The organism is Clostridia bacterium, from assembly GCA_019683875.1.
Lineage (GTDB): Bacteria > Bacillota > Sulfobacillia > RBS10-35 > Bu92 > Bu92.
Map to the genome: position 1 here is coordinate 1 of JADGHN010000009.1, position 21,270 is coordinate 21,270.

24 protein-coding genes and 1 tRNA gene are annotated in these 21,270 nt (G+C 70.2%); 6 read left to right on the forward strand and 19 right to left on the reverse strand.

Translation table 11 applies throughout. From position 1 onward, the window contains the following. The 5 genes from IRZ18_01350 to IRZ18_01370 all read left to right on the forward strand — a co-directional run. The coding region (locus IRZ18_01350; GenBank protein MBX5475754.1) for an amino acid ABC transporter ATP-binding protein at positions 1 to 600 on the forward strand (600 nt) is incomplete at its 5' end. Further along, on the forward strand, positions 597 to 1,409 hold the full coding sequence (locus tag IRZ18_01355; GenBank protein ID MBX5475755.1) for a transporter substrate-binding domain-containing protein: 813 nt from the start codon (positions 597 to 599) through the stop codon (positions 1,407 to 1,409). The genes IRZ18_01350 and IRZ18_01355, both read left to right, overlap by 4 nt. Continuing rightward, positions 1,410 to 2,123, forward strand: coding sequence for an amino acid ABC transporter permease (locus IRZ18_01360; GenBank protein ID MBX5475756.1), 714 nt, complete (start codon positions 1,410 to 1,412; stop codon positions 2,121 to 2,123). Beyond that, a complete protein-coding gene (locus tag IRZ18_01365; GenBank protein ID MBX5475757.1) occupies positions 2,092 to 2,766 on the forward strand; it encodes an amino acid ABC transporter permease in 675 nt (224 codons plus the stop codon). The genes IRZ18_01360 and IRZ18_01365 overlap by 32 nt, the downstream gene beginning before the upstream one ends. Positions 2,767 to 2,907: 141 nt before the next feature. Then, a complete protein-coding gene (locus tag IRZ18_01370; GenBank protein ID MBX5475758.1) occupies positions 2,908 to 3,291 on the forward strand; it encodes a VOC family protein in 384 nt (127 codons plus the stop codon). Between the two features lie 130 nt (positions 3,292 to 3,421). Here the strand turns inward: IRZ18_01370 and IRZ18_01375 are convergent. From IRZ18_01375 to glmU, 16 genes are all read right to left on the reverse strand, one after another. After that, a tRNA-Leu gene (locus tag IRZ18_01375) sits at positions 3,422 to 3,502 on the reverse strand. Positions 3,503 to 3,542: 40 nt separating this feature from the next. Continuing rightward, positions 3,543 to 3,959: a S1 RNA-binding domain-containing protein gene (locus IRZ18_01380; GenBank protein MBX5475759.1), complete on the reverse strand. Its 417-nt coding sequence runs from the start codon at positions 3,957 to 3,959 to the stop codon at positions 3,543 to 3,545. A 181-nt stretch (positions 3,960 to 4,140) separates the two neighbouring features. Beyond that, on the reverse strand, positions 4,141 to 4,611 hold the full coding sequence (locus IRZ18_01385) for a septum formation initiator family protein (GenBank protein MBX5475760.1): 471 nt from the start codon (positions 4,609 to 4,611) through the stop codon (positions 4,141 to 4,143). Position 4,612: 1 nt separating this feature from the next. Beyond that, positions 4,613 to 4,852, reverse strand: a complete 240-nt coding sequence (locus IRZ18_01390; GenBank protein MBX5475761.1) for a sigma-70 region 4 domain-containing protein — start codon at positions 4,850 to 4,852, stop codon at positions 4,613 to 4,615. 129 nt (positions 4,853 to 4,981) lie between these two features. Then, positions 4,982 to 5,515, reverse strand: coding sequence for a hypothetical protein (locus tag IRZ18_01395; GenBank protein ID MBX5475762.1), 534 nt, complete (start codon positions 5,513 to 5,515; stop codon positions 4,982 to 4,984). A gap of 3 nt (positions 5,516 to 5,518) precedes the next feature. After that, the gene (yabP, locus tag IRZ18_01400; GenBank protein MBX5475763.1) at positions 5,519 to 5,821 is read right to left on the reverse strand and encodes a sporulation protein YabP; all 303 of its coding nucleotides are present in this window, start codon (positions 5,819 to 5,821) and stop codon (positions 5,519 to 5,521) included. Positions 5,822 to 5,871: 50 nt separating this feature from the next. Then, entirely contained in the window at positions 5,872 to 6,144 is a 273-nt protein-coding gene (locus IRZ18_01405; GenBank protein ID MBX5475764.1) for an RNA-binding S4 domain-containing protein, read from the reverse strand. 88 nt (positions 6,145 to 6,232) lie between these two features. Then, entirely contained in the window at positions 6,233 to 6,616 is a 384-nt protein-coding gene (locus tag IRZ18_01410; protein ID MBX5475765.1) for an HU family DNA-binding protein, read from the reverse strand. Beyond that, positions 6,505 to 7,395 (reverse strand): nucleoside triphosphate pyrophosphohydrolase, encoded by an 891-nt coding sequence (gene mazG / locus IRZ18_01415; GenBank protein MBX5475766.1) that lies wholly within the window; start codon positions 7,393 to 7,395, stop codon positions 6,505 to 6,507. The genes IRZ18_01410 and mazG overlap by 112 nt, the downstream gene beginning before the upstream one ends. Positions 7,396 to 7,422: 27 nt before the next feature. Beyond that, positions 7,423 to 9,099, reverse strand: a complete 1,677-nt coding sequence (locus IRZ18_01420) for a polysaccharide biosynthesis protein (protein MBX5475767.1) — start codon at positions 9,097 to 9,099, stop codon at positions 7,423 to 7,425. Between the two features lie 86 nt (positions 9,100 to 9,185). Next, positions 9,186 to 9,737 (reverse strand): stage V sporulation protein T, encoded by a 552-nt coding sequence (spoVT, locus tag IRZ18_01425; protein MBX5475768.1) that lies wholly within the window; start codon positions 9,735 to 9,737, stop codon positions 9,186 to 9,188. Positions 9,738 to 9,805: 68 nt separating this feature from the next. Then, on the reverse strand, positions 9,806 to 13,405 hold the full coding sequence (mfd, locus tag IRZ18_01430; protein MBX5475769.1) for a transcription-repair coupling factor: 3,600 nt from the start codon (positions 13,403 to 13,405) through the stop codon (positions 9,806 to 9,808). 18 nt (positions 13,406 to 13,423) lie between these two features. Continuing rightward, positions 13,424 to 13,993: an aminoacyl-tRNA hydrolase gene (locus IRZ18_01435; GenBank protein ID MBX5475770.1), complete on the reverse strand. Its 570-nt coding sequence runs from the start codon at positions 13,991 to 13,993 to the stop codon at positions 13,424 to 13,426. Between the two features lie 9 nt (positions 13,994 to 14,002). Further along, positions 14,003 to 14,632 carry a 50S ribosomal protein L25 gene (locus IRZ18_01440; GenBank protein MBX5475771.1) on the reverse strand — a complete coding sequence of 210 codons (630 nt, stop codon included), beginning with the start codon at positions 14,630 to 14,632 and terminating at the stop codon, positions 14,003 to 14,005. A gap of 72 nt (positions 14,633 to 14,704) precedes the next feature. Beyond that, positions 14,705 to 15,646 carry a ribose-phosphate pyrophosphokinase gene (locus IRZ18_01445; protein MBX5475772.1) on the reverse strand — a complete coding sequence of 314 codons (942 nt, stop codon included), beginning with the start codon at positions 15,644 to 15,646 and terminating at the stop codon, positions 14,705 to 14,707. A gap of 33 nt (positions 15,647 to 15,679) precedes the next feature. Continuing rightward, entirely contained in the window at positions 15,680 to 17,089 is a 1,410-nt protein-coding gene (glmU, locus tag IRZ18_01450) for a bifunctional UDP-N-acetylglucosamine diphosphorylase/glucosamine-1-phosphate N-acetyltransferase GlmU (GenBank protein MBX5475773.1), read from the reverse strand. Between the two features lie 202 nt (positions 17,090 to 17,291). Here glmU and IRZ18_01455 point away from each other — a divergent pair, with 202 nt between their 5' ends. Continuing rightward, on the forward strand, positions 17,292 to 18,635 hold the full coding sequence (locus IRZ18_01455) for a polysaccharide biosynthesis protein (protein MBX5475774.1): 1,344 nt from the start codon (positions 17,292 to 17,294) through the stop codon (positions 18,633 to 18,635). Between the two features lie 68 nt (positions 18,636 to 18,703). On the opposite strand, the gene IRZ18_01460 is transcribed toward IRZ18_01455, so the two are convergent. From IRZ18_01460 to purR, 3 genes are all read right to left on the reverse strand, one after another. Further along, on the reverse strand, positions 18,704 to 19,027 hold the full coding sequence (locus tag IRZ18_01460) for a septation protein SpoVG family protein (GenBank protein MBX5475775.1): 324 nt from the start codon (positions 19,025 to 19,027) through the stop codon (positions 18,704 to 18,706). Between the two features lie 145 nt (positions 19,028 to 19,172). Continuing rightward, positions 19,173 to 20,393 carry a threonine ammonia-lyase gene (locus IRZ18_01465; protein MBX5475776.1) on the reverse strand — a complete coding sequence of 407 codons (1,221 nt, stop codon included), beginning with the start codon at positions 20,391 to 20,393 and terminating at the stop codon, positions 19,173 to 19,175. Between the two features lie 2 nt (positions 20,394 to 20,395). Then, positions 20,396 to 21,208 (reverse strand): pur operon repressor, encoded by an 813-nt coding sequence (gene purR, locus IRZ18_01470; GenBank protein MBX5475777.1) that lies wholly within the window; start codon positions 21,206 to 21,208, stop codon positions 20,396 to 20,398. Positions 21,209 to 21,270 lie beyond the last annotated feature (62 nt).

A 21,270-nucleotide genomic window follows, 5' to 3' on the forward strand; every position in this document is an offset into this window, starting at 1 on the left:
CGATTGGAGCGCGTCAGCTCAGGGAAGGTGATCGTCGACGGGCAGGACGTGACATCGCCGCACGCCCGGCTTTCCGCGCTCCGCGCGGAGATCGGCATGGTGTTCCAAAGCTTCAACCTCTACCCGCACAAGACGGTCTTGGAAAATGTGACGCTGGCTCCGCGCCTCGTCAAGAAGGTTCCCACGGACGAAGCGCGGCAGACGGCGTTGCACTACCTGGAACGCGTGGGGCTCGCCCACAAGGCCGATGCGTATCCGGCCCAGCTATCCGGCGGTCAGCAGCAGCGTGTCGCCATTGCCAGGGCTCTGGCCATGAAACCGAAGGTGATGCTGTTCGACGAGCCGACGTCCGCCCTGGACCCGGAAATGATCAACGAAGTCCTCGAGGTCATGACGGACGTCGCACAGGAGGGCATCACCATGGTCGTGGTCACGCACGAGATGGGCTTCGCCCGGAAAGTGGCCGATCGCATCGTCTTCATGGACGAGGGCCGCATCGTCGAAGAGGGGACGCCGGAAGAGTTCTTCGGCAGCCCGAAGACGGAGCGGGCCAAGGCGTTCCTGAGCAAAATCCTTCACCACGGGGGAGCGATCACATGAAGCGCGGGTCTCGCTGGCTCATGGCCGGCATCGGCGTGCTCCTGGCGCTCTCGCTGACCGCGGGCTGCGGCGGCGGCGGGGGCGGCGCCATCGCGAAGATCAAGGAGCGCGGCTACCTCAAGGTCGGCGTGAAGGCCGACGTGCTCGGCTTCGGCTACAAGAACCCGGACACCGGCCAGTTCGAGGGCCTGGAAATCGACATCGCCAAGGCCGTCGCCAAGAAGATCTTCGGCGACGAGTCCAAGGTCGAGTTCACGCCGGTGACGGCCAAGACGCGCACCGGCCTCCTCGACAGCGGCGACATCGACATGGTGGCCGCCACGTTCACGATCACCGAGGAGCGGAAGAAGATCGTCGACTTCAGCCCCGTCTACTATTCCGACGGCATTCAGCTCCTGGTCATGAAGGACTCCGGGATTCAGAGCCTCAAGGACATGGATGGGAAGACGATCGGCGTGTCGAAGGGCGCTGACACCGGCCAGCGCCTGAAGGACAAGGCGCAGGAGCTCGGCATCACGGTGAACACGGCCGAGTACGAGACGTACCCGGAGATCCTCACCGCGCTCGAAGCCGGCCGCGTTCAGGCCATGGCCACGGACGGCTCCATCCTGAAGACATACCAGGCGCAGGATCCCAACACGGTGCTGCTGCCGGACAAGTACAGCGAGGAGCCGTACGGCATCGCCACGAAGAAGGGCAATGACGATCTCCGCGACCTCGTCGCCGACGTCATCAACGAAATGAAGCAGTCGGGCGAGCTCCAGAAGCTCTACGAGAAGTGGGGCCTCACAGGGGGCGGCAGCTCCTAGATGTTCGAGCTCTGGCAATGGCAGCAGCTCTTCAGCGACTGGAGAGTGTTCGCTGCGGGCTTGGGCCAGACCATCCTGGCGTCCGGTCTGGCCCTTGTCCTTTCCCTGGTGCTGGGCGTGTTCATGGGCCTGTTCGCGCTCGTGCCGCTCCGCGCGCTGCGCTGGCTGAACCGGGTGTACGTCGAGGTGTTCCAGAACACGCCGCTCCTGGTTCAGACGTTCTTTCTCTACTACGGGCTGCCGCACGCGGGGATCACGCTGCCGGTACTGGCCGTGGGCGTGATCGCCCTCGGCGTCTACACGGGCGCGTACATCGCGGAAATCGTGCGCGCGGGAGTGCAGGCGATTCCCAAGGGCCAATACGAGGCCGCCTACTCGCAGGGGTTCGGCTACTGGGCCACCATGCGGCACATCATCCTGCCGCAGGCCATCCGGGTGGCGCTGCCGCCGTTGACGAACCAGGTCGTCAACCTGGTGAAAAACTCGCAGATCCTGGCGCTCATTCCCGGATACGACCTGATGTACCAGGCCGACAGCTGGACCCAGCAGACGCTGCTCTACCAGCCCGGCTACGTGACGGTGGCCGTCCTCTACCTCTGCCTGACGCTGCCGCTCGCTCACCTCGCCCGCAAGCTGGAGCGGATGCTCGCGCGCGGGCGCGCGGAGGAGGTGCGACCGACCGTTGCACGCGCTTCAGGTTCTGTTCCAGCCTAGTTCTCTGACGTTCCTGGCGCTGGGCTTCGGCGTGACGCTGGAGATCGCGGCCGCGACGATCGCGCTCAGCTTCGTGGGCGGCATCGTCCTCGCCGTCATCCGCTACAGCGGCGACATCCACCCCGACCACCGCGCGGCGGTCGCGGCCAGCCGGGCGGCGCTGTGGTGGATCGAGGCCATCCGCAACCTCCCGATGCTGCTCCTCATGTTGGCGATGCGCTTCTGGTCCGGCCTGCCGCCGATCTGGGCCGCCATCGCCGGCATGACCCTCTTCACGAGCGCCGTGATGGCGGAGATCGTCCGCGGCGGGCTCGTCTCCGTGGACAGGGGCCAGTGGGAGGCGGCGTTCTCGCAGGGCATGACGTCCCCGCAGATCCTGTGGCACATCGTCCTACCTCAGGCCCTCCGCCGGATGATCCCGCCCATCGTGAGCGAGTTCGTCACGATCATCAAGGACACGTCGTACGCCTGGGGATTGGGCGTCATCGAGCTCACGGGCAGCGGGGCGATCCTCCTCGCCAAGCAGCCCGCGGCAGCCATGCAGCTGTTCGCCGTGATCGCGGCGGTGTACTTCGTCACCAACCTCGCCCTGCGCGCATACTCCCGCCGCCTGGAGCGCCGCTACGCGGCGGCGGCGTACTGAGAGGCGCGCTGAGAGCGCCATGATCCGCATCCGCGAGGCGCTTGCCGCCATCGGCGTTGCGGAGGCGTGCGCCGACACGTCCGTGCAAGGCGTGCAAGGGCCGGCCCCTCGCCTACAATGAGGACTTGTAGGAGGAAACGTATGATCACAAAAGTTCGGTCGGTCGGCATCTGCGTGTCGGACCAGCAGCGCGCGTTGGAGTTTTACACGAAGGTGCTGGGCTGCGAAGTCGTCTCCAATGAACCGATGGGCGATGCGCCAGGTTCGCCGCGCTGGATCGAGGTCCGTTTCCCCGGCGACGACACCCGGCTGATCCTCTTCACCCCGCCGGGGATGGAGAACCGCATCGGCACGTTCACGAACGTCATTCTCGTCTGTGACGACATGCAGAAGACCTATGAGGAGCTGAGCGCCAAGGGCGTCGAGTTCACGGCGAAGCCCGAACGGATGCCCTGGGGCTGGTGGGCGTCGTTCAAGGATCCGGATGGCAACGAGTTCGGTCTGGGGCTGGCGTCCGAGGACTAGGGCCAGGCCATCGCCTCTTGGCTTGATGGCCGGAGAATGGACGACGGCCGCGCCGGTGAAGGTTTCCGTGCTGCGTGAGCAAACACGAAGCCCCGCAAATCCTTGCGGGGCTTGGCTTTTCTCGCATTCATGCCGGGGGCGGGACTCGAACCCGCACGCCTTGCGGCAGAGGATTTTAAGTCCCCCGCGTCTGCCGTTCCGCCACCCCGGCTTGTCCGAGCCGTCGCAGCGGCCCGGCGACGGCTTGATGATCAGTAGGAACGGGCGCCGCGGCCGCCGCGGCGGTCGTCCGAATGTCGACGCAGGTCGCTGAGACGGTCCTCGCTGTCCTTCAAGAAGCGCGCCAGCTTATCCTCGAACGAGGCCGGCCCGCGGTAACGCCCGCTGCCCCCGCCGCGCCGGCCGCCTCCGCCGCGACGCTCGCTGGCGCCGGGCTGCGCTTGCCGGATGCTGAGACCGATCTTCTTGCCCGCCGGATCGATGGAGAGGATCTTGACCTTGACCTTGTCGCCCCGGCTGAGGTAATCGTTGATATTCTCGACGTAGGCGTCCGCCACTTCGGAGATGTGGACCAGTCCGGTGGGGCCGTCTGGCAACTCCACAAACGCCCCGAAATTGGTGATGCCCGTCACCACGCCCTCGACGATGTCGCCCACAGCGAACGCCATATGGACACAATATCCCCCTGTAACGGAATCGCGAAACGATTATACGCGGCGAGACGACGCACCGTCAAACGCGAAGGTCTTTCCGCGGGCGTGCGCGAGCGCCGATCGCGCGATTCCGAGACAGCGGTTTCACATGGAACGTTTTTCCACGGGTTCACAGTCCTCAACAAGCGGCGCGAGTCTAGCGACCGCCGTCACTCTTCGCGTGAGACGCGGTCCCGCTGTCCGCCGCGCGGCCCGCGCCGGCCGGAGCGCCAGCGCCCGAATGCGACGCGGGCGCCGCCGGCGGCGCGGATTCCGAGTCTCCCGGCTTCGACTCCACCGGTTCGTAGACGACTTCGCCCGGCTTCGTCAGGCCCATGGCTCGCGCCTGCATCTCGATGGCGGGCAGCGACTGCAGGCTTTGCAACTCCTGGCGAAGCTGGTCGTTCCGCTCCTCGATCGCCGCCAGCTGCTCCTGGTACCGCGCCTCCTCCTGATGCAGGCGGTGCAGCATCCACTCCTGCCTCGCGAACATGAAGACGGCGTACAGGACGACGGTCGCGACGAGCGTCCTGCGCCAGTGCCAGCGGCGCCGGACGCGGCGCGGCCGCGCGCCGGGCGCCAGGGCTTCGGGGGCTGAGCTCAACACGCGCGCGCTGCCCGTCCTCATGCTACGCCTCCACGCCTTCCGGGGCGTCTCCGTCGCCGTACACGCCGAGCGGGTCGCCCGAGATGACGATCACGACCTGGTACCCCTTGGCGCGCGCGCGGTTGAACAGCGTGGCGACCGTTCCCACCGCGATGCCCAACCGGCGTGCCACCTCCTCATTGCTGTGTCCCGTCTCCTTCAGGACGACGACCTGCCGTTCCCGGAAGCTCAGCCGTTCCGCGCCGCGGATCTCGATGTTCACTGGAACGGCCTCCCCGTTATCCCCATACTTGTCCACAACTTGTGGACAAGGTTCATACGCTGTGAATACAGATTGGGTACATTCCGTTCGCGGCTTGCGCCCCGAATCCTGCTTCCGCCCTTGGCCCCGTCACGCCGGTGGCGGCCGGCGCCCCCGGCCGGCCACGCGGCGCAGGAGGCCAGCCAGGACGCGGACCGGCCAGAGCACGGCCCGGAACCCCCGCCGGCCGGCGGAGGCCAGAACGCCTGCGAAGCGCCGCGCCGCGCGCGCAGCGCGCCCGAGCCCGCGCCACGCCCGTCGCCCCAGGCCCGCAAGCCGCCGCGCCCAACCGCGGAGCCACCGGGCCAGGGCCCTCAGCCGGAGCAGAATGCGCTCGACCGTCCACGCGACCGTCGCGCTGGCGAGGGTGAAATAAAGGGCGGCGCCCAGCGCCAGCCCGACGACGACGTAGTAGCGGATCTCGCCCCAGTTCGCGAGGAAGAGGCCGGTCGCGGCCAGCAGGGCGCCCGCCAGCCAGAGGCCCGCGTCGGCCAGCTGCGCCGCCCGGCCGCGCAGGCGGAAGACTCCGCGCACGACGCGGCTCACGTCGAAGGCAAGCGCGAGCGCGATCCCCGTCAGCACCGTGACGAGAAAGGCGTAGAGCTGGATCTCGACGGGGACCATGGCCTACTTGATCATGCGGGCAAGGAAGCCCTTGGCGCGCTCCTTCTGCTTGCCGCGGCCCACGCTCCACTCGACGCTGTGGATCAGCCCCTCCACGGAGAAGCGGCCCTCTTCGAGGTCGAGCTGCTTGATCTGCAGGTCCTGGCCGGTCATCGTCAGCGTGCCAAGGTCGGTGTCGAGCACGATGGCGTGATCGTCGAAGCTGTCGACGTGCAGGACGCCGGTGACGTGCGCCGTCTCGCGGTTCACGACCGTGACTTCATGCGGCTTTCCCGGCTGCAGCCGGCCGCCATCCTTCCCGTCCATACCCGCGCCCTCCTCTAGCGCAGGATATGGCGCCAGTCCCCGGCGGTATGTCAGCCCAGGTCCGGGTCAGGGCGTTTGACCTCGCGGACGACCTCGTACATGATGTGCGCGAGCTGCGCGGGCATGGAGTCCTGCAGGACTTTGACGCGCACGGTGAGGACGCGGGTGCCGTAGTCGATCTCGACCTCGTCGCCGGGCTGGACCTCGGCGCTCGGCCGCGCGACGGCCCCGTTCTTCCGGACGCGTCCCGCCCAGCACATGTCGGTCGCGACGGTGCGCCGCTTGATGAGGCGGCTGACCTTCAAGAACTTGTCGAGTCGCATGGTGACCCCCAAGACAAAACGGGCTCCCAAGGGAGCCCGTCCTGGTTTCCGCCTTGAGCGCGAGTTCGCCTGCGCGCCAGCCAGCGGGCTACTTCGCCAGAGAATCCTTCAGCGCCTTGCCGGCCTTGAACGCCGGAACCTTGGACGCGGGGATGGTGATCGTCTGGCCGGTCTGCGGGTTGCGGCCCGTGCGGGGCTTGCGCTGACGGACCTCAAACGTGCCGAAGCCGACGAGGGAGACCTTGTCGCCGCGGCCGAGCGCTTCCTGGATCGTTTCGACGACGGCGTTGACCGCCTTTTCGGAGTCCTTCTTGGTCAGGCCGGTCTTGTCGGCCACGCTGGCGATGAGATCGTTCTTGTTCACGCCTGACTTTCTCCTTTCCCTTTCTGCCGCAGGCGGCTTGTCCGAAGCGGGAAGTTCGCGCCCTCCGCGCTTTCTCCTGCATATTCCCCACGATTTGACGCTTTCCATGCGTCGATCGCGCGTTTGGCGTCCTCCCAAAGGGCGTCGAGCTCCTCCGCGGAGCGCCCTTCCAAGGGTTGGCCGGACTGCTCGGCGGCCGCTTCCATGCGCGCGAACCTCTCGCGAAATTTGACATTCGCGCGGTGCAGCGCGATTTCCGGGTCGATCCCCACCCAGCGCGCATAGTTCACGAGCGCAAAGAGGAGGTCGCCGAACTCTTCCTCGACCCTCTCCGGGCTCTCGTCGCGCGCGGCCTGCAGCTCCGACAGTTCCTCCCGCACCTTCTCAAGCACGGCGCCGGCGTCAGGCCAGTCGAAGCCGAGGGCGGCCGCCGCGCGGGAGAGGCTCAGGGCGGCGAGCAGCGCCGGCTGGCCCTTGCCCACGTCCGCCAGCCGGCTGCGCGAACGTCCCGCGTCCACGCCCTCGTCCGCTCGCTCCGCGGCCTTGACCTCCTGCCAGATGGAGACGACGTCGTCGGCCGTCGCGGCCGGCTTGTCCCCGAACACGTGCGGATGGCGGCGGACCAGCTTGTCGGCGAGCGCCCCGGCGACGTCGCGCCAGTTGAAGCGGCCGGCCTCCTCCGCGATGATGCTGTGGAAGACGACCTGCAGGAGGAGATCGCCCAGCTCCTCCTTCAGCTTTTCCGGATCGCCGCTGTCGATGGCGTCGACGACCTCGTAGGCCTCCTCGACGACGTAGCGCCGCAGGCTCCGGTGCGTCTGCTGGCGGTCCCAGGGACAGCCGCCGGGGCCGCGCAGCGTCCGCATGATCGACACGACGCGCTCCATCGGCGCCTCTTCCACGACGTCCCCTCCCTAGAGACCGGCCGGGCGTGGCCACAGCCGCAGCGCCCGGCCCACCCGCACCAGCAGTCCCCCGACGCGGGGCAGCGACTGCACGTCCTCCGGACGCACGGCGCCCGTCCTCGCCGCCAGGATGCCGTACAGCGCGACGCCCGCCGCCACCGCCACGCCGATCGCTACAGGGCCGCCTACAGTGTCTCCGACGAGCCGCCGCGCCAACGCGTCCACGCCGTCGAACGCGACCGCCACGGCCGCGCCCATGGCCGCCGCCGAGAACGCCGGCGCCGCGCCCGCCCGCCACCATGGAACGCCGTATCCGAGCCGCGCGAGGTACGCCGCGTTGAGCACGGCCGCGCACGCGAACGCGGCCACCGTGGCGATGGCCGCGCCGGCGACGTTCAGCCGCGGCTCGCCGACCAGCACGTACGTCAGGACGAACTTGACGGCCGCGCCCACGAAGAGCGTCGCCATCGGCACCGCCGGCCGGCCGAGACCCTGGAGCGCGGCGGCCGTCACCTGCTGGAGACCGATGGCCACGGCCCCGAACGAGAGGATGAACAGCAGCGGCCCGGCCTCGGGCGCGTGGAAGATCACCGTCTCGATCGGCGTGGACAGCGCCGCCAGCCCGGCGGCGGCAGGCAGCGTGACGATCAACGCCAGGCGCGCGCCGAGACCGAGACGGGCGCGGATGCCCGCCGCGTCCCGCCGGGTCTGCAGTTCGCTCACGGCGGGGACGACGTTCAACGCGAGCGCGGCCGTGAACGTCGTCGGCATGATCATGAACGGCGCGGCAAAGCCGGAGAGCAGGCCGTAGAGGGCGGTGGCCTCGCCGCCCAGCCCCGCCGCGTGTAGGCGCGAGGGGACGAGCAGCGCGTCGATGAACGTGACGAGCGGCATCACCATGTAGGACAGGGAGATCGGCACCGCGAGGGAGAGAAGCTCGCGCAGGTCGGCCGACGCCGTGGCTTGCGACGCTTCCGCACCGGAATGCCGGGCCGTCGCAGCCGCGGTCCCGGCCGGGGCCGTCCCGCCGCGCAGTTCGCGCGAGACGCGCCGGTACTGCCAGACGAGATAGGCGAGCGCGCCGACGCCGCCGACCGTCGCGCCGAACGACGCGCCGGCCGCCGCCCATTCCACTCCGGCCGGCATGAGCAGCACCACGAGGACCAGGATGGCCGTGACGCGCGCCAGCTGCTCGACCACCTGGCTGACGGCGTAGGGCGTCATCTGGCGCAGGCCCTGGAGAAACCCGCGGTAGACGGCGCCGAGGGACACGAACAGCACGGCCGGCGCCACGGCGGCCACGGCCAGGGCGGCCCGCTCGTCCCGCGCGACGTGCCGCGCGTACCACGGGGCGCCGGCGAACAGCGCCAGCGCGAAGAGGCCCCCCACGGCGGCGACGAGCCCGAAGGCCGCGCGGAAGACACGCTGCGCCGCACGCGCCTCCCCCACGGAGACGCGCGCCGCGACCATGCGCGCGACGGCCACCGGCAGCCCGGTGGCGGATACGCTGAGCAGGACGCCGTAGATCGGCGCGGCCATGCCGTACAGGCCCATGCCGACGGCGCCCTGGTGGCCGCCGCCCATGAGCAGGGGGACGATGATGCGGTACGTGGCGCCAAGGACGCGGCTGATGAGGCTGCTCAGCATCAGCACGAACGCCCCGACGACGAACGACTCCTGCCGCATGGCCACCTCCGGGAACGAGGCCATTATGGCATGCGGCGGATCAGGCCCTCAACGGAGCTCGCCTGGGATGGACTGGACGTGCGCGTTCACTCTTCCATCTGCTTGGCGAGGAACCCGGCGGCCGTCTCGGCGAGCTTGCGCTCCACCTCGCCCACGGTGGGCTCGTCGCGATTGGCCAGGATCACGGAACCGATCGGGTCGCCGTGCGCGACGATCGGCACGATGACGAACGACTTGAAGTGCGTCTGGTCCTCGTCGCCGATCATGCCGCCGGCCGGAGGCTGCCCCGTGCCCGCGTGCGCCACCGGTCGTCGTTCGTTCATGCTGCGTTCGATCAGGCTGCCGACACGCTTGTCCAGGAACTCCTTCTTGGGCGCGCCGGCCACGGCGATGACCGCGTCGCGGTCGGTGATCAGGACGATGTGGCCCGTCGTCTCATGGAGGGAGTCCGCGTACTCCTTCGCGAAGTCGCCGAGCTCGCCGATCGGCGAGTACTTCTTCAGGATCACCTCGCCGTCGCGGTCGACGAAGATCTCAAGCGGATCGCCTTCGCGGATGCGCAGCGTGCGCCGGATTTCCTTCGGGATGACGATGCGGCCCAGGTCATCGATGCGGCGTACGATTCCGGTGGCTTTCACGAGACGTGAACCTCCTATTGCGCGGGCCGGTTGTGGGCGTAGTATACGCGCGCCTGGGAAGGCGTTATTCAGACAGGCAGTTCTGCCGAAGAGCGCCAGCGCTGGATCATCGGCAACTCGTTGACGGCGGCGACGAGCTCGTCGATTTCCGCGAAGGGGTCGGCGGGATTCTCCAGGAGAAGCGTCACGGCCGGCTTCGTCGAGCGGTCGACGAGCAGCCGCCGGCGGAACCGCGACTGAAGCGTCTGGACCTCGTCCATGAACGGCTGCATGTAGCCGGCGAAGCCGAAGCGCACGCGGGACCCGTCCTGCGAGACGGCGAGGATGCCGAGGTCGCCGCAGCGCACGCGCAGCCGCGCCATGGCGAGGAGGTTGCGCACCGGCGCAGGCGGCTCGCCGAAGCGGTCGACGAGCTCCTGCTCGACCTCGTCCGCCTCCTCGAGCGAGCCGATCGCGTTGATCTTCTTGTAGAACTCCAGCTTGTGGCGCGAGCCGGCGATGTAATCGTCCGGCAGGTAGGCGTCCACGCGCAGCTCGATCGAGGCGCGCGTCTCCGGCACGCGCCGCTCCCCGCGCAGCTCGCGCACGGCCTCCTCGAGAAGCTCCGTGTACATCTCGAGGCCCACCTGGGCCATGAAGCCGTGTTGTTCCGGCCCCAGGATGTTGCCGGCGCCGCGGATTTCCAGGTCGCGCAGGGCGATGCGCAGGCCCGAGCCCAGCTCCGTGAAATCCTTGAGCGCCTGCAGGCGCTTCTCCGCCGCCTCGCTGAGGATCTTGTTCGGCCGGAAGGTGAAGTACGCGAAGGCGAGCCGGTCCGAGCGACCCACGCGACCGCGGATCTGGTACAGCTGAGCCAGGCCCAGGCGGTCGGCGTCCTCGACCACGAGCGTGTTCACGTTCGGGATGTCGAGGCCGGACTCGATGATCGTCGTGCAGAGAAGCACGTCGTGCTGGCCGTGCAGGAATTCGACCATCACCCGCTCGAGCTCCCGCTCCTCCATCTGGCCGTGGGCGACGACGATGTCGGCCTCCGGCACGAGCTCCTTCAGGCGCGCGTACGCGCGGTGGATGCTCTTGACGTGGTTGTGCAGGTAGAACACCTGCCCGCCGCGGGCGAGCTCCCGCTGGATCGCCTCGCGGACGATGGCGTCGCTGTACTCCACCACGTACGTCTCCACCGGGTACCGGTTCTTCGGCGGCGTCTCGATGACGCTCATGTCCCGCAGGCCGGCCATGGCCATGTGCAGCGTGCGCGGGATGGGGGTGGCCGTCAGCGTGAGCACGTCGACGGTGCGCCGCAGCTGCTTGAGGCGCTCCTTGTGCGCCACGCCGAAGCGCTGCTCCTCGTCGATGATGAGCAGTCCCAGATCCTTGAAGGCCACGTCCTCCTGCACCAGCCGGTGCGTGCCGATGACGATGTCGACCTCCCCGGTGCGCAGTTGCGTGATCGTCTTCTCCTGCTCCGCGCGGCTGCGGAAGCGGCTGAGCATGTCGACGCGCACGGGGAAGCCGGCGAAGCGCTCCTTGAAGGTCAGGTAGTGCTGCTCGGCGAGGATCGTCGTCGGGACGAGCACGGCCACCTGCTTGCCGTCCATGACCGCCTTGAAGGCGGCGCGCACGGCCACCTCCGTCTTCCCGTAGCCGACGTCGCCGCACAGCAGCCGGTCCATGGGGCGCGGCCGCTCCATGTCCGCCTTGACCTCCGCGATGGCCTGCAGCTGGTCCGGCGTCTCCTCATACGGGAAGGCCGCCTCGAACTCGCGCTGCCAGGGCGTGTCCGGGGAGAACGCGTGGCCCTCCAGCGCCTGCCGGGCGGCGTAGAGTTCCACGAGCTCCCGCGCCATCTGCTGCACGCTTTCCTTCACGCGCTGGCGCACGCGCTGCCACTCGTTGCCGCCGAGCTTGTAGAGCTTGGGCCGGCTCTCGCCGCCGCCGACGTACTTCTGGACGAGGTCGATCTGGTCGGTGGGGACGTACAGGCGGTCCTGGCCCTCGTAGCGCAGCATGAGGTAGTCGCGCTGCACGCCCTGCACCGTCATCGTCCGCGTGCCGAGGTACTGGCCGATGCCGTGGTGCACGTGCACGACGTAGTCGCCGACTTCGAGGTCCTCGAGGCTCGTGATCTTGATGCCGGCCGGCTGGCCCTGCGCCCTCGCGCGGCGGCGCTGGCCGGACGGGCGCGGGCCGGCGATGTCGGCGTCGCCGACGACGACGACGCGCAGGCCGGAGATCGTGGCGCCGTGCGCCAGCGGCGCCGGCACGATCCACACGGAGCCGGGCGGGGGCGCCGTCCACTCGGCGGGCGGCTCCGCGAACGGCGTGCAGGGCACGCCCGCCTCCTCCAGTTCCTGGGCGAGCCTCCGCGCGCGGTCGGCGTCCTGCACGCAGACGAGCGTGGCGTAGCGGCTTTCCCGCCAGCGCTTGATCTCGTCGTGCAGGAGGGCCGTCTGGCCGCGGAAGGGCGGGATCTCATGCGCGGCCAGGGACCAGGCCCCCGAGGGCTGGAACCCGGCCGGATTGCGCGGGAACAGCGAGACGAGCAGCGTCGTGCCGGCGCGCACGCGCGCCGCCAGTTCGTCCCACGAGGGGAGGATCTCCAGCTGCCGGGCGAGCACGCGCCCGTCCGCGAGCAGCGACGCATAGCGCTCCCGCCGCTCCTGTTCGATCTCGGCGGCCCGCTCGGCCACGCGCAGCGGCTCATAGAGCACGAACAGCGCCCCGGGGCCCGCGTAGTCGCCGAGCCAGCCCGACTCGTCGTAGAGATAGGGCAGGAACGCCTCCCACGCGGCCCCGCCGCCCTCGGACTCAAGCCGCTCGGCCTGCTCGCTCGCGTACTCGAGGAGACGCCGGCCGGCTTCGCCCTGCGGGCCGCCCTCGAGCTGCTCGGCGGCCCGCGCGGCGTCCCGCTCGACGGCCGCGCGCGCCCGGGCGCGCCGCTCCGCGGACGCAACGACCTCCCGCGCCGGCGGGATGACGGCGGTGTCGCACGCCTCGGTGGACTTCTGCGTCGCCGGATCGAAGACGCGGACGCTGTCGACCTCGTCGTCAAAGAAGTCGATGCGGTAGGGCCCCCCGCCGAACAGGGGATAGACGTCGACGAGGCCGCCCCGTCGCGCGAAGAGCCCCGGCGCGTCGACCGTCTCCGCCGGGTCGTAGCCGAGGTCGACCAGGCGCCGGGCGAGGCCGTCGATCTCCAGCCGGTCACCTGGGCGCACCGTCAGGGTCGCTTCGCGCCATGGGCCGGCCGGCATCAGCCGGCGCAGCGCCGCGGCGACGGGCGCCACCGCGACGCTCGCCTCGCCGTGGGCCAGGCGGTGGAGCGCCTCCAGGCGACGCGCCGCCAGCTCCCGGCTCTGCGCGGCCACCCCGTACGGCACGAACTCCGCGGGCGGGAAGAGCGCGACGGCGTCCTCGCCGAGCCACGCGGCCAGGTCTTCCGACAGCGCCCGCGCCGCTTCCCAGTCCGGCGCGATCACGACCTGCGGCCGGCGGTTCTCGTGCCAGAGCGCCGCGAGCGCCATGGCCGCGGCAGGGCGCGTGAGGCCGTACGCGGCCAGCTCGCGCTGCCCCTTGCGGAGCGCGTCGACCACCGCGCGGAAGTCAGGCCACTCTGCCCACAGCGACCACAGGGACGCCGTCACGATCCGCTCCCGGAGCGCCCGCCGCACCCCGTGCGCGCTCCGTTCTCACCGCCGGTTGTAGACATTCATGGCCGCCTCCCAGCCTTGCGTCAAGACCGCCTCGATCGCCTCGACGGCGCGCGCCACGGCCTGGTCCAGGTCCGCGCGCTCGGACGGGCGCGGCGCGCCCAGCACCCAGCGCACCACGGCCTCGGGGCCCTCGGCGTCCGGGCGCCCGATGCCGATGCGCACGCGCCCGAACCCCGGCCCGAGGCGCGCGGCGATGGAATCGAGGCCGTGATGGCCGCCCGTGCCGCCGCCGCGCTTCAGCCGCACCGCGCCGCAGGGCAGATCCAGGTCGTCGTGGACGACGAGAATCCGCTCCACCGGGATGCCGTGGTACCCGGCGAGGTGCGCGACGGCGCGCCCGCTCTCATTCATGTATGTCAGCGGCTTGCACAGCAAAAGCGACTCGCCGCCGAAGGTGGCCTTGGCCGTCTCGGCCTGCGCCCTGCGGTCGGTGCGCAGCGCGGCCGACCACGCGGCGGCTATGCGATCCAGCACCCAGAACCCGGCGTTGTGCCGGGTCGATGCGTACTCCGGGCCCGGGTTGCCCAATCCCGCGAGAAGCCACATGCGCCGGCGCTAGTCCTGTTCGCGAGGCTCGCCGGCGCCGGCCTCGGCTTCGCCTTCGGCCGGGGCTTCCTCGCCCTCCTCGGGCAGCTCGGCAGCCCGCGGCGCCACGACGGCGACGACGACCGCGTCCTCGTCCTCGAGGACGGTGACGCCTGCGGGCACCGCCACGTCCTTGACGTGCACGGCCTCGCCCGGATGATGGCCGGACACGTCGACCTGGATGGCCTCCGGAAGGTCGGCCGGCAGGCACTCCACCTCAAACGCGTGCAGCTGGTGCTGCACGATCCAGCCGGCCTTCTCGATCTGCTCCTCGCCGACGATCACCACGGGAACCTGCGCCCGAATCTTCTCCGTGAGCGACACGGCCTGGAAGTCGACATGGAGCACCTTCCCCTGAACCGGGTCGCGCTGCACTTCCTTGACGATGGCCGTGCGCGCCGGCCCGCCCTCCGGCACGAGGCGGATCACGTGGTGCTCGCCGCCGGTGCCGAAGACTTCGCGCAACCGCTTCTCCGGCACGCGGATGGACTCGGCCGGCTGCCCGTGTGCGTACACGACGGCCGGGACGTACCCCTCGCGCCGGTCGCGGTTGGGGTGACCAGGCGTGCGCGGTTCAATGGGCAACGTCAGCTCCGCCACGACGATCTCCTCCTTTTCGATGTCGAAGTGCGGACGGCGCCGATCCGGCGCCCAAACCCGATCCGCGTCGGGTCAGTTGAACAGCTTGCTGACCGAGTGGTGCTCGTGGATGCGCAGGATGGCCTCGCCGATCAGGGGGGCGACGGACAGCACGCGCAGGTTCCGCAACTTCTGGGCGCCCGGCGGAAGCGGAATCGTGTCCGAGACGATGATCTCCTCGAACGGCGCCTCCGCCAGCCGCTCCACGGCCGCCCCCGACAGGACCGGGTGCGTGCACGCCGCGTAGACGCGGCGCGCGCCCCGCTCCTTCAGCATGACCGCCCCCATGCAGATGGTGCCCGCCGTGTCGATCATGTCGTCGATGATGACGACATCGCGGTCCTGGACGTCGCCGATGACGTTCATCTCCTCGATCTGGTTGGGGCCCGAGCGGCGCTTGTCGATGATCGCCAGGCCCACGCCCAGCCGGTTGGAGAGCTCCCGCGCGCGCGCGACGCCCCCGGAGTCGGGGGAGACGATGGTGGCGCGCTCAAGCCCGAGGGAGCGGATGTACTCCGCGATGATCGGCACCGCCGTGAGGTGGTCGACGGGCACGTCGAAGAACCCCTGGATCTGGCCGGCGTGCAGGTCCACGGTGACCACGCGATCGGCGCCCGCCACCGTCAGGAGGTTCGCCACGAGCTTCGCCGTGATCGGCTCCCGGGGGCCGAGCTTCCGGTCCTGCCGGCTGTACCCGTAGAACGGGATCACCGCGTTGACGCGCAGCGCGGACGCGCGCTTGAGCGCGTCGATGACGATGAGCAGCTCCATCAGCGTGTCGTTCGCGGGGTGGCACGTCGGCTGGATGACGAACACGTTCTGGCCGCGCACGCTTTCGAGCACGCTGACGCGCGTCTCCCCGTTGCTGAAGCGGCCGATCTCAATGGCGCCCAGTTGAATCCCGACGTAGCGGGCGATGGCTTCGGACAGGGCGGGATGCGCCGTGCCCGAAAAAATCTGCAAACCTTCTCCCAACCTTGCGCCCCCCTGTTGCGGCACGGGCGGATCTCAGGCCGATCCGTCCTCAGCCGGCCGGCTGCGCGCTCTCTGGACCCAACCTTCCTTGTTCACCTGGCGCTCGCGGGCGATGGCCAACGCGCCCGGCGGCACGGCGTCCGTGACGGTGGATCCGGCCGCGACGTACGCGCCCTGCCCCACGGTGACCGGCGCCACCAGGTTGACGTTGCACCCGAGAAACGCCCCCTCTTCGACGACGGTCACATGCTTGCGGCGGCCGTCGTAGTTGACGGTGACGACGCCCGCGCCCACGTTCACGTTGTCCCCGATCCGGGCGTCGCCGATGTAGGAGTGGTGGTGCGCCTTGACCCCCGCGCCGAGCTTCGAGTTCTTGACCTCCGCGTAGTTGCCGATCTCCGCCCGCGGCCCGATCTCGCATCCGGGGCGCACGTGCGCGAACGGCCCGATGCGAACGCCCTCCGCGACGCGGCTCCGCTCCACGACGGATTGCATCACCGTGACGCCATCGCCGAGCTCGCCGTCGATGATGTGGCTCCCCGGGCCGATGCGGCAGTTGCGGCCGATGCGCGTGCGCCCTTCCAGCACCGTGAACGGCAGGATGACGGTGTCCTGTCCGATCTCGACGTCCGCGTCCACGAACGTGCTGGCCGGGTCGACGACCGTCACGCCCTCCCGCATGAGCCGCTCCAGCCGCCGCCGCCGGATGACGCCGTCCGCCTGCGCCAGCGCCACGCGGTCGTTCACGCCGAGCGCGGCCTGCGCGTCCTCCGTGACCAGCGCCGCCGTGGCATGGCCCATGCTGCGGAGAACGGCGACGACGTCCGTGAGGTAGTATTCGCCCTGCGCGTTCCGGGGCTCGACGCGCTCCAGGGCCTGAAACAGCAGGCCCGACGCGAAGCAGCCGATGCCCGTGTTGATCTCCCGGATGCGGCGCTCGTCGTCGGACGCGTCCTTCTCCTCGACGATGCGGAGGACGGCGCCGTCGCCGGCCCGGACGATGCGCCCGTAGCCGGTGGGATCCGCCACGTGCGCGGTCAGAAGGGTGGCCGCCGCGCCGGAGCGCGCGTGCGTGTCGAGCAGCGCGCGGATCTGCGCCGGCTCGATCAGCGGCGTGTCGCCGTAGAGGACGAGGATCGTCTCCGCCTCGCCCACGAGGGGCCTCGCCTGCAGAACGGCGTGGCCCGTGCCGAGTTGCTCGGCTTGCCGGGCGAACGCGATGGGCACGGCCCGTCCGGCCGTCGCCACGTCGCAGGCGGCTTCCACGCGTTCCGCGTCGCGGCCCACCACGACGACGATCGCGTCGACGCCGGAATCGCCCGCCGCGTCCAGCACGTACCGGATCATCGGCCGCCCCGCCACCGGATGCAGGACCTTGGCCAGCTCGCTCCGCATGCGCGTCCCTTGGCCGGCGGCGAGAACCACGGCGACAGTCCGTCCCATCGAATCCCCCCGGGAATTGTACTACACGCCTGAAGCGGCCGTGCGTCGCCCACGGCGCCTCCCGCCCGCCGGACCTCTCCGCAGCGTGGCCGCGCCCTCTTCCCCGCGCGCCCTCCGCTCCAGCATGGCCGCACACCCTCGCCAATACACTCTACAAGCCTCGTCACCATGGGCCGCGCACCCCGGCCAAGCCCGGAGGTCGATGACACCCTTGCGATGGTTCCGTTCTCGCCTGTTCCGCGCCACCCTCATCCTCTTCTCCGCGGGCGTGATCAACCGTGTGCTGGGCGTGGCGTATCGCGTCGGCCTCGCGCGCGCCGTGGGCGCCGAGGGCCTCGGCCTGATCCAGCGGGCGATCCCGGTGTTCCTGCTCTTTCTCACGGTGGCCACCCTGGGGCTGGGCACCGGCGTGGCGAAGATGGTGGCGGACGCTGCGGCGCTGCGGGACTATGGGGAAGCCGAACGGGTGCGGCGCGTGGCGATGTGGCTGGTGGTCCCCTTCATCGCGGCCGCGACCGTCCTTCTCGTCATCGCCGCGCCCTTCCTCGCCAGGAACCTCCTGCACGACCCGCGCATCTCGTACCCGCTCTGGGCGCTCGCCCCCGCGCTCGTGGCCACGGGCCTCTCCAGCATCCTCCGCGGCTACTTCCAGGGCTTCGAGAACATGAGCCCCATCGCCGCCGGACAGGTGGCCGAGCAGGTCGTGCGCGTCCTGAGCGTGTACGCGCTCCTCGCGTGGTACCTGCCGGACGAGGACACGGCGCTCGCCGCGCTGGCCGCCGCCTGCACGGCGGTCGGGGAGTGGGTCGGGCTCTTCGTGCTCGTGGGGGCGTACGTGCGCCGGCGCCGCCGGGATATGGCCGTCCACGACCGCCCGCCGCGGCGTCGCCGCGCGATCGCGACGCACCTCGTGAAGCTTTCCTGGCCGGTGGCGCTGTCCCACGTGGTGGGCTCGCTGAACGCCACGCTCGACGCGATCCTCATCCCCGCGCGCCTCGTGGCCACGGGCCTGACCGTGGAGGAGGCGACGGCCCGCTTCGGCGAGCTCGTAGGCATGGCCGTGCCCGTCGTGTACTTGGCGACGGTCGCCCTCTACCCGCTCAGCACGACGCTGATCCCGGAGATCGCGGAAGCGGCGACGCTGAAGCGGCGCGACGACCTCCGCTTGCGGTCCGCCCTCGCCCTCGGGGCGACGGTCGTCATCGGCGCCGGCATGTCGGCCATGATGCTCCTCGCGCCGGCGTGGTTCGGCCGCGTGCTCTACGGCGAGCCGGGCATCGCGCCGATGCTGGTGACGCTGTCGTTCGCGGCCCCGTTCATGTACCTGCACATCACGGGATCCGGCATCCTCAACGGCCTGGGCCGCACCACCGACGGCATGGTCATCGGCCTCGTCGGCTCGGCGCTGCGCCTTGTCCTGGTCTACACGCTGACGGGGATGCCGGAGCTCGGCATCCAGGGCGCGGCCCTCGCCATCGGCGTCTCCCACGGCGCCGCGGGTCTCGTGACGTGGCTGCGCGTGGTCCAGCTCCTCCGCGCCGTGTGACGGGACGCCTGCACGCGCGATGGCGGCCCGCCGGGGAGGCCGGACGGCCGGCCTCCCCGGGGCGGGCTTCAGCACGCGCCGCCGGCGGCTGCGACGGCCTCCGCCTTTTCCGACGGCTCGCGCGACCCCTCGCGCTGCGCCGCCCATTCCCGATACGCGGACAGGACGCGGTCCTGAAGATGCTCGCGGAACTCGGCGGTGACCGGGTGCGCCATGTCGAGGTACTCCCCGCCGGCCGTGCGCCTCGCGGGCATCGACACGAACGGGCCGTTCACGCCCTCGACGACGCGCAACTCGTGGACGACGAAACTGCGATCGAAGACGACGGACGCGCTGGCGAGGACCTTGTTGTCCCGCAGCGACCGTCGAAAGCGGACCTCCGTGATCTCCATCGGATTCCCCCTTCGGCGGGCCATGGTCCCGCCGTGATGTCCGGTGACCGGTGACGGGGGAATTCGACGTGGCATTTCCAGATCCTACCAGTCGGCGAAGCTTTTCTTCCTGTCTTTGATCCGCGAGGTTGAGACGCCGCTCGCGTCACCCTTCGCTTCCCGGCGTCACGGACACGGCGTAACCGGCCGCGCGCAGCTGTCGCAGCGTCTCCGCCGCGTGCTCCGCGTTGCGCGTCTCCAGCGTGATCTCGATGTCCGTCTCCCCCAGCGCGATGCCCTGGCGAAGCCGGCAGTGCTCGACCTCGATCACGTTCGCGCCGGCCTCGGCGACGACGTTGAGGAAGTCGCGCAGCGCCCCGGGCCGGTCCACGAGCGTCGTCACCACCCGCAGGTAGCGGCCGTCCTGCGCGAGGCCGTGGTCGATGACCCGCGCCAGCTGGATGAGGTCGATGTTGCCGCCGCTGACGACGAGCACCGTGCGTTCCGCCGCCGGCACCTGGCCGCTCAGCACCGCCGCCAGCGCGACGGCCCCGGCCCCCTCGACGACCGCCTTGGCCCGCTCGGCGAGCAGCATGATCGCCCGCGCGATCGCGTCCTCCGACACGAGCACGATGTCGTCCACGTACCGGTCGATGAGCCCCAGCGTGAGTTCCTCCGGCTTTTTGATCGCCAGGCCGTCGGCCACTGTCCGCACGCGGTCCAGCACGACCGGCCGCCCCTCCCGGCGCGACCGGTACACGGCCGCGGCGCCCTCCGCCTGCACGCCGATGACGCGCGTCTCCGGCCGCAGCGACTTGACCGCGAGCGCGATGCCGGAGATCAGCCCGCCGCCGCCGATCGGCACGACGACCACGTCGGCGTCGGGCACGTCCTCGAGGATCTCCAGCCCCACGGTGCCCTGGCCGGCGACGATCCACGGGTCGTTGAACGCGTGGACGTAGACCAGGCCGCGCTCCCGCTGGATCTCCAGCGCGCGCGCGTAGGCCGCGTCGTACGTGTCGCCGTGCAGCACCACCTCCGCGCCGTAACCGCGCGTCGCCATCACCTTCGGCAGCGCCGCTCCCTGCGGCATCACGATGACGGCGCGAGTGCCCACGCGCGCGGCCGCGAGCGCCACCCCCTGCGCGTGGTTGCCGGCCGACGCGGCGACGACGCCGCGCGCCCGCTCCTCGTCCGACAGGCGCGAGATCTTGTTGAAGGCGCCCCGGATCTTGAACGAACCGGTGCGCTGCATGTTCTCCATCTTGAGAAACAGGCGCCGCCCCGCCACCTGGTCCAGCGACTGGACGTGCAGCATGGGCGTGCGCACGGCCACCCCGCGAATCCGCTCCGCCGCCTCACGGACGTCGTTCAACGTGACCGACACGGCTACCCCTCCTGGAAACGGTCGCCCAGGCGCAGGCGCGCGCCATGCGCCTCCGAGACGTCTTCGAGCACGAACATGGTCTCATACGCCGGCACTTGCTTCTCCTCCGGCACCGACGTCGCGATCATGACGCCGACGCCCGCCACTTCGGCGTCGAACTCTTCCAGCAGATTGCACATGGCCCGCACGGAGCCGCCGCCGCGCATGAAGTCGTCGACGACGAGGACGCGGCTCCCGGGCGGCAGGGCGCGGCGTGCGAGGCTCATCGTCTGAATGCGGTCGGAGCCCGTGCTGGCGTAGTGGATGCTCACCGACGAACCCTCGGTGGCGCGGCTGTTGCGCCGCGCGAGGAGCATCGGGCAGCCGAGCGCCCACGCCGTGAAGAGCGCCAGCGGCACGCCCCGCGTCTCCACGGTGAGCACGTACTCCACGCCGTTACCGTGGAACCACGAGGCGAACGTCTCGCCCACGCGCTGGGCCCAGAGCGGATTGAACAGGACGTCGATGAGGTAGATGAGCCCGCCCGGCAGGATGCGGTCGGGTTGCTGAAGGATGTCGCGCAGTTCCTCAGCCCAAGCGCGGATGGTGGCCGGGTCGCGCAAGGGCAGGTAGCGAACGCCCCCGTTGACGCCGGCGAACGTCTCCACCCGGCCCAGACCGCCCTCGGCGAACGCCTGGCGGATGCGGGCGAGGTCTTCGCTGATCGTCGACTTCGCGACGCCCAGGTCTTCGCTCATCTGCGTGAGCGAGTGGAGCTGGCCGGGCCGTTCCAGGAGACGTTGCACGATCGCCGCCAGGCGGTCGGCGCGTTTCAACGAGGACGCCTCCTCCGCGCGAGGATGAAAGCGAACGCAACCATTATAGGCGTTCAGACGCG

What these genes read in the sequence shown, in the direction of transcription:
- mazG (MBX5475766.1), bottom strand. Translation starts at nt 7,395, where the DNA reads ATGGAGCGCGTCGTGTCGATCATGCGGACGCTGCGCGGCCCCGGCGGC.
- IRZ18_01455 (MBX5475774.1), top strand. Translation starts at nt 17,292, where the DNA reads ATGACACCCTTGCGATGGTTCCGTTCTCGCCTGTTCCGCGCCACCCTC.
- IRZ18_01460 (MBX5475775.1), bottom strand. Translation starts at nt 19,027, where the DNA reads ATGGAGATCACGGAGGTCCGCTTTCGACGGTCGCTGCGGGACAACAAG.
- glmU (MBX5475773.1), bottom strand. Translation starts at nt 17,089, where the DNA reads ATGGGACGGACTGTCGCCGTGGTTCTCGCCGCCGGCCAAGGGACGCGC.
- IRZ18_01380 (MBX5475759.1), bottom strand. Translation starts at nt 3,959, where the DNA reads ATGGCGTTCGCTGTGGGCGACATCGTCGAGGGCGTGGTGACGGGCATC.
- IRZ18_01420 (MBX5475767.1), bottom strand. Translation starts at nt 9,099, where the DNA reads ATGCGGCAGGAGTCGTTCGTCGTCGGGGCGTTCGTGCTGATGCTGAGC.
- IRZ18_01395 (MBX5475762.1), bottom strand. Translation starts at nt 5,515, where the DNA reads ATGGTCCCCGTCGAGATCCAGCTCTACGCCTTTCTCGTCACGGTGCTG.
- IRZ18_01355 (MBX5475755.1), top strand. Translation starts at nt 597, where the DNA reads ATGAAGCGCGGGTCTCGCTGGCTCATGGCCGGCATCGGCGTGCTCCTG.
- IRZ18_01435 (MBX5475770.1), bottom strand. Translation starts at nt 13,993, where the DNA reads ATGTGGCTTCTCGCGGGATTGGGCAACCCGGGCCCGGAGTACGCATCG.
- IRZ18_01370 (MBX5475758.1), top strand. Translation starts at nt 2,908, where the DNA reads ATGATCACAAAAGTTCGGTCGGTCGGCATCTGCGTGTCGGACCAGCAG.
- IRZ18_01360 (MBX5475756.1), top strand. Translation starts at nt 1,410, where the DNA reads ATGTTCGAGCTCTGGCAATGGCAGCAGCTCTTCAGCGACTGGAGAGTG.
- IRZ18_01410 (MBX5475765.1), bottom strand. Translation starts at nt 6,616, where the DNA reads ATGGAAAGCGTCAAATCGTGGGGAATATGCAGGAGAAAGCGCGGAGGG.
- yabP (MBX5475763.1), bottom strand. Translation starts at nt 5,821, where the DNA reads ATGGACGGGAAGGATGGCGGCCGGCTGCAGCCGGGAAAGCCGCATGAA.
- IRZ18_01385 (MBX5475760.1), bottom strand. Translation starts at nt 4,611, where the DNA reads ATGAGGACGGGCAGCGCGCGCGTGTTGAGCTCAGCCCCCGAAGCCCTG.
- IRZ18_01405 (MBX5475764.1), bottom strand. Translation starts at nt 6,144, where the DNA reads ATGCGACTCGACAAGTTCTTGAAGGTCAGCCGCCTCATCAAGCGGCGC.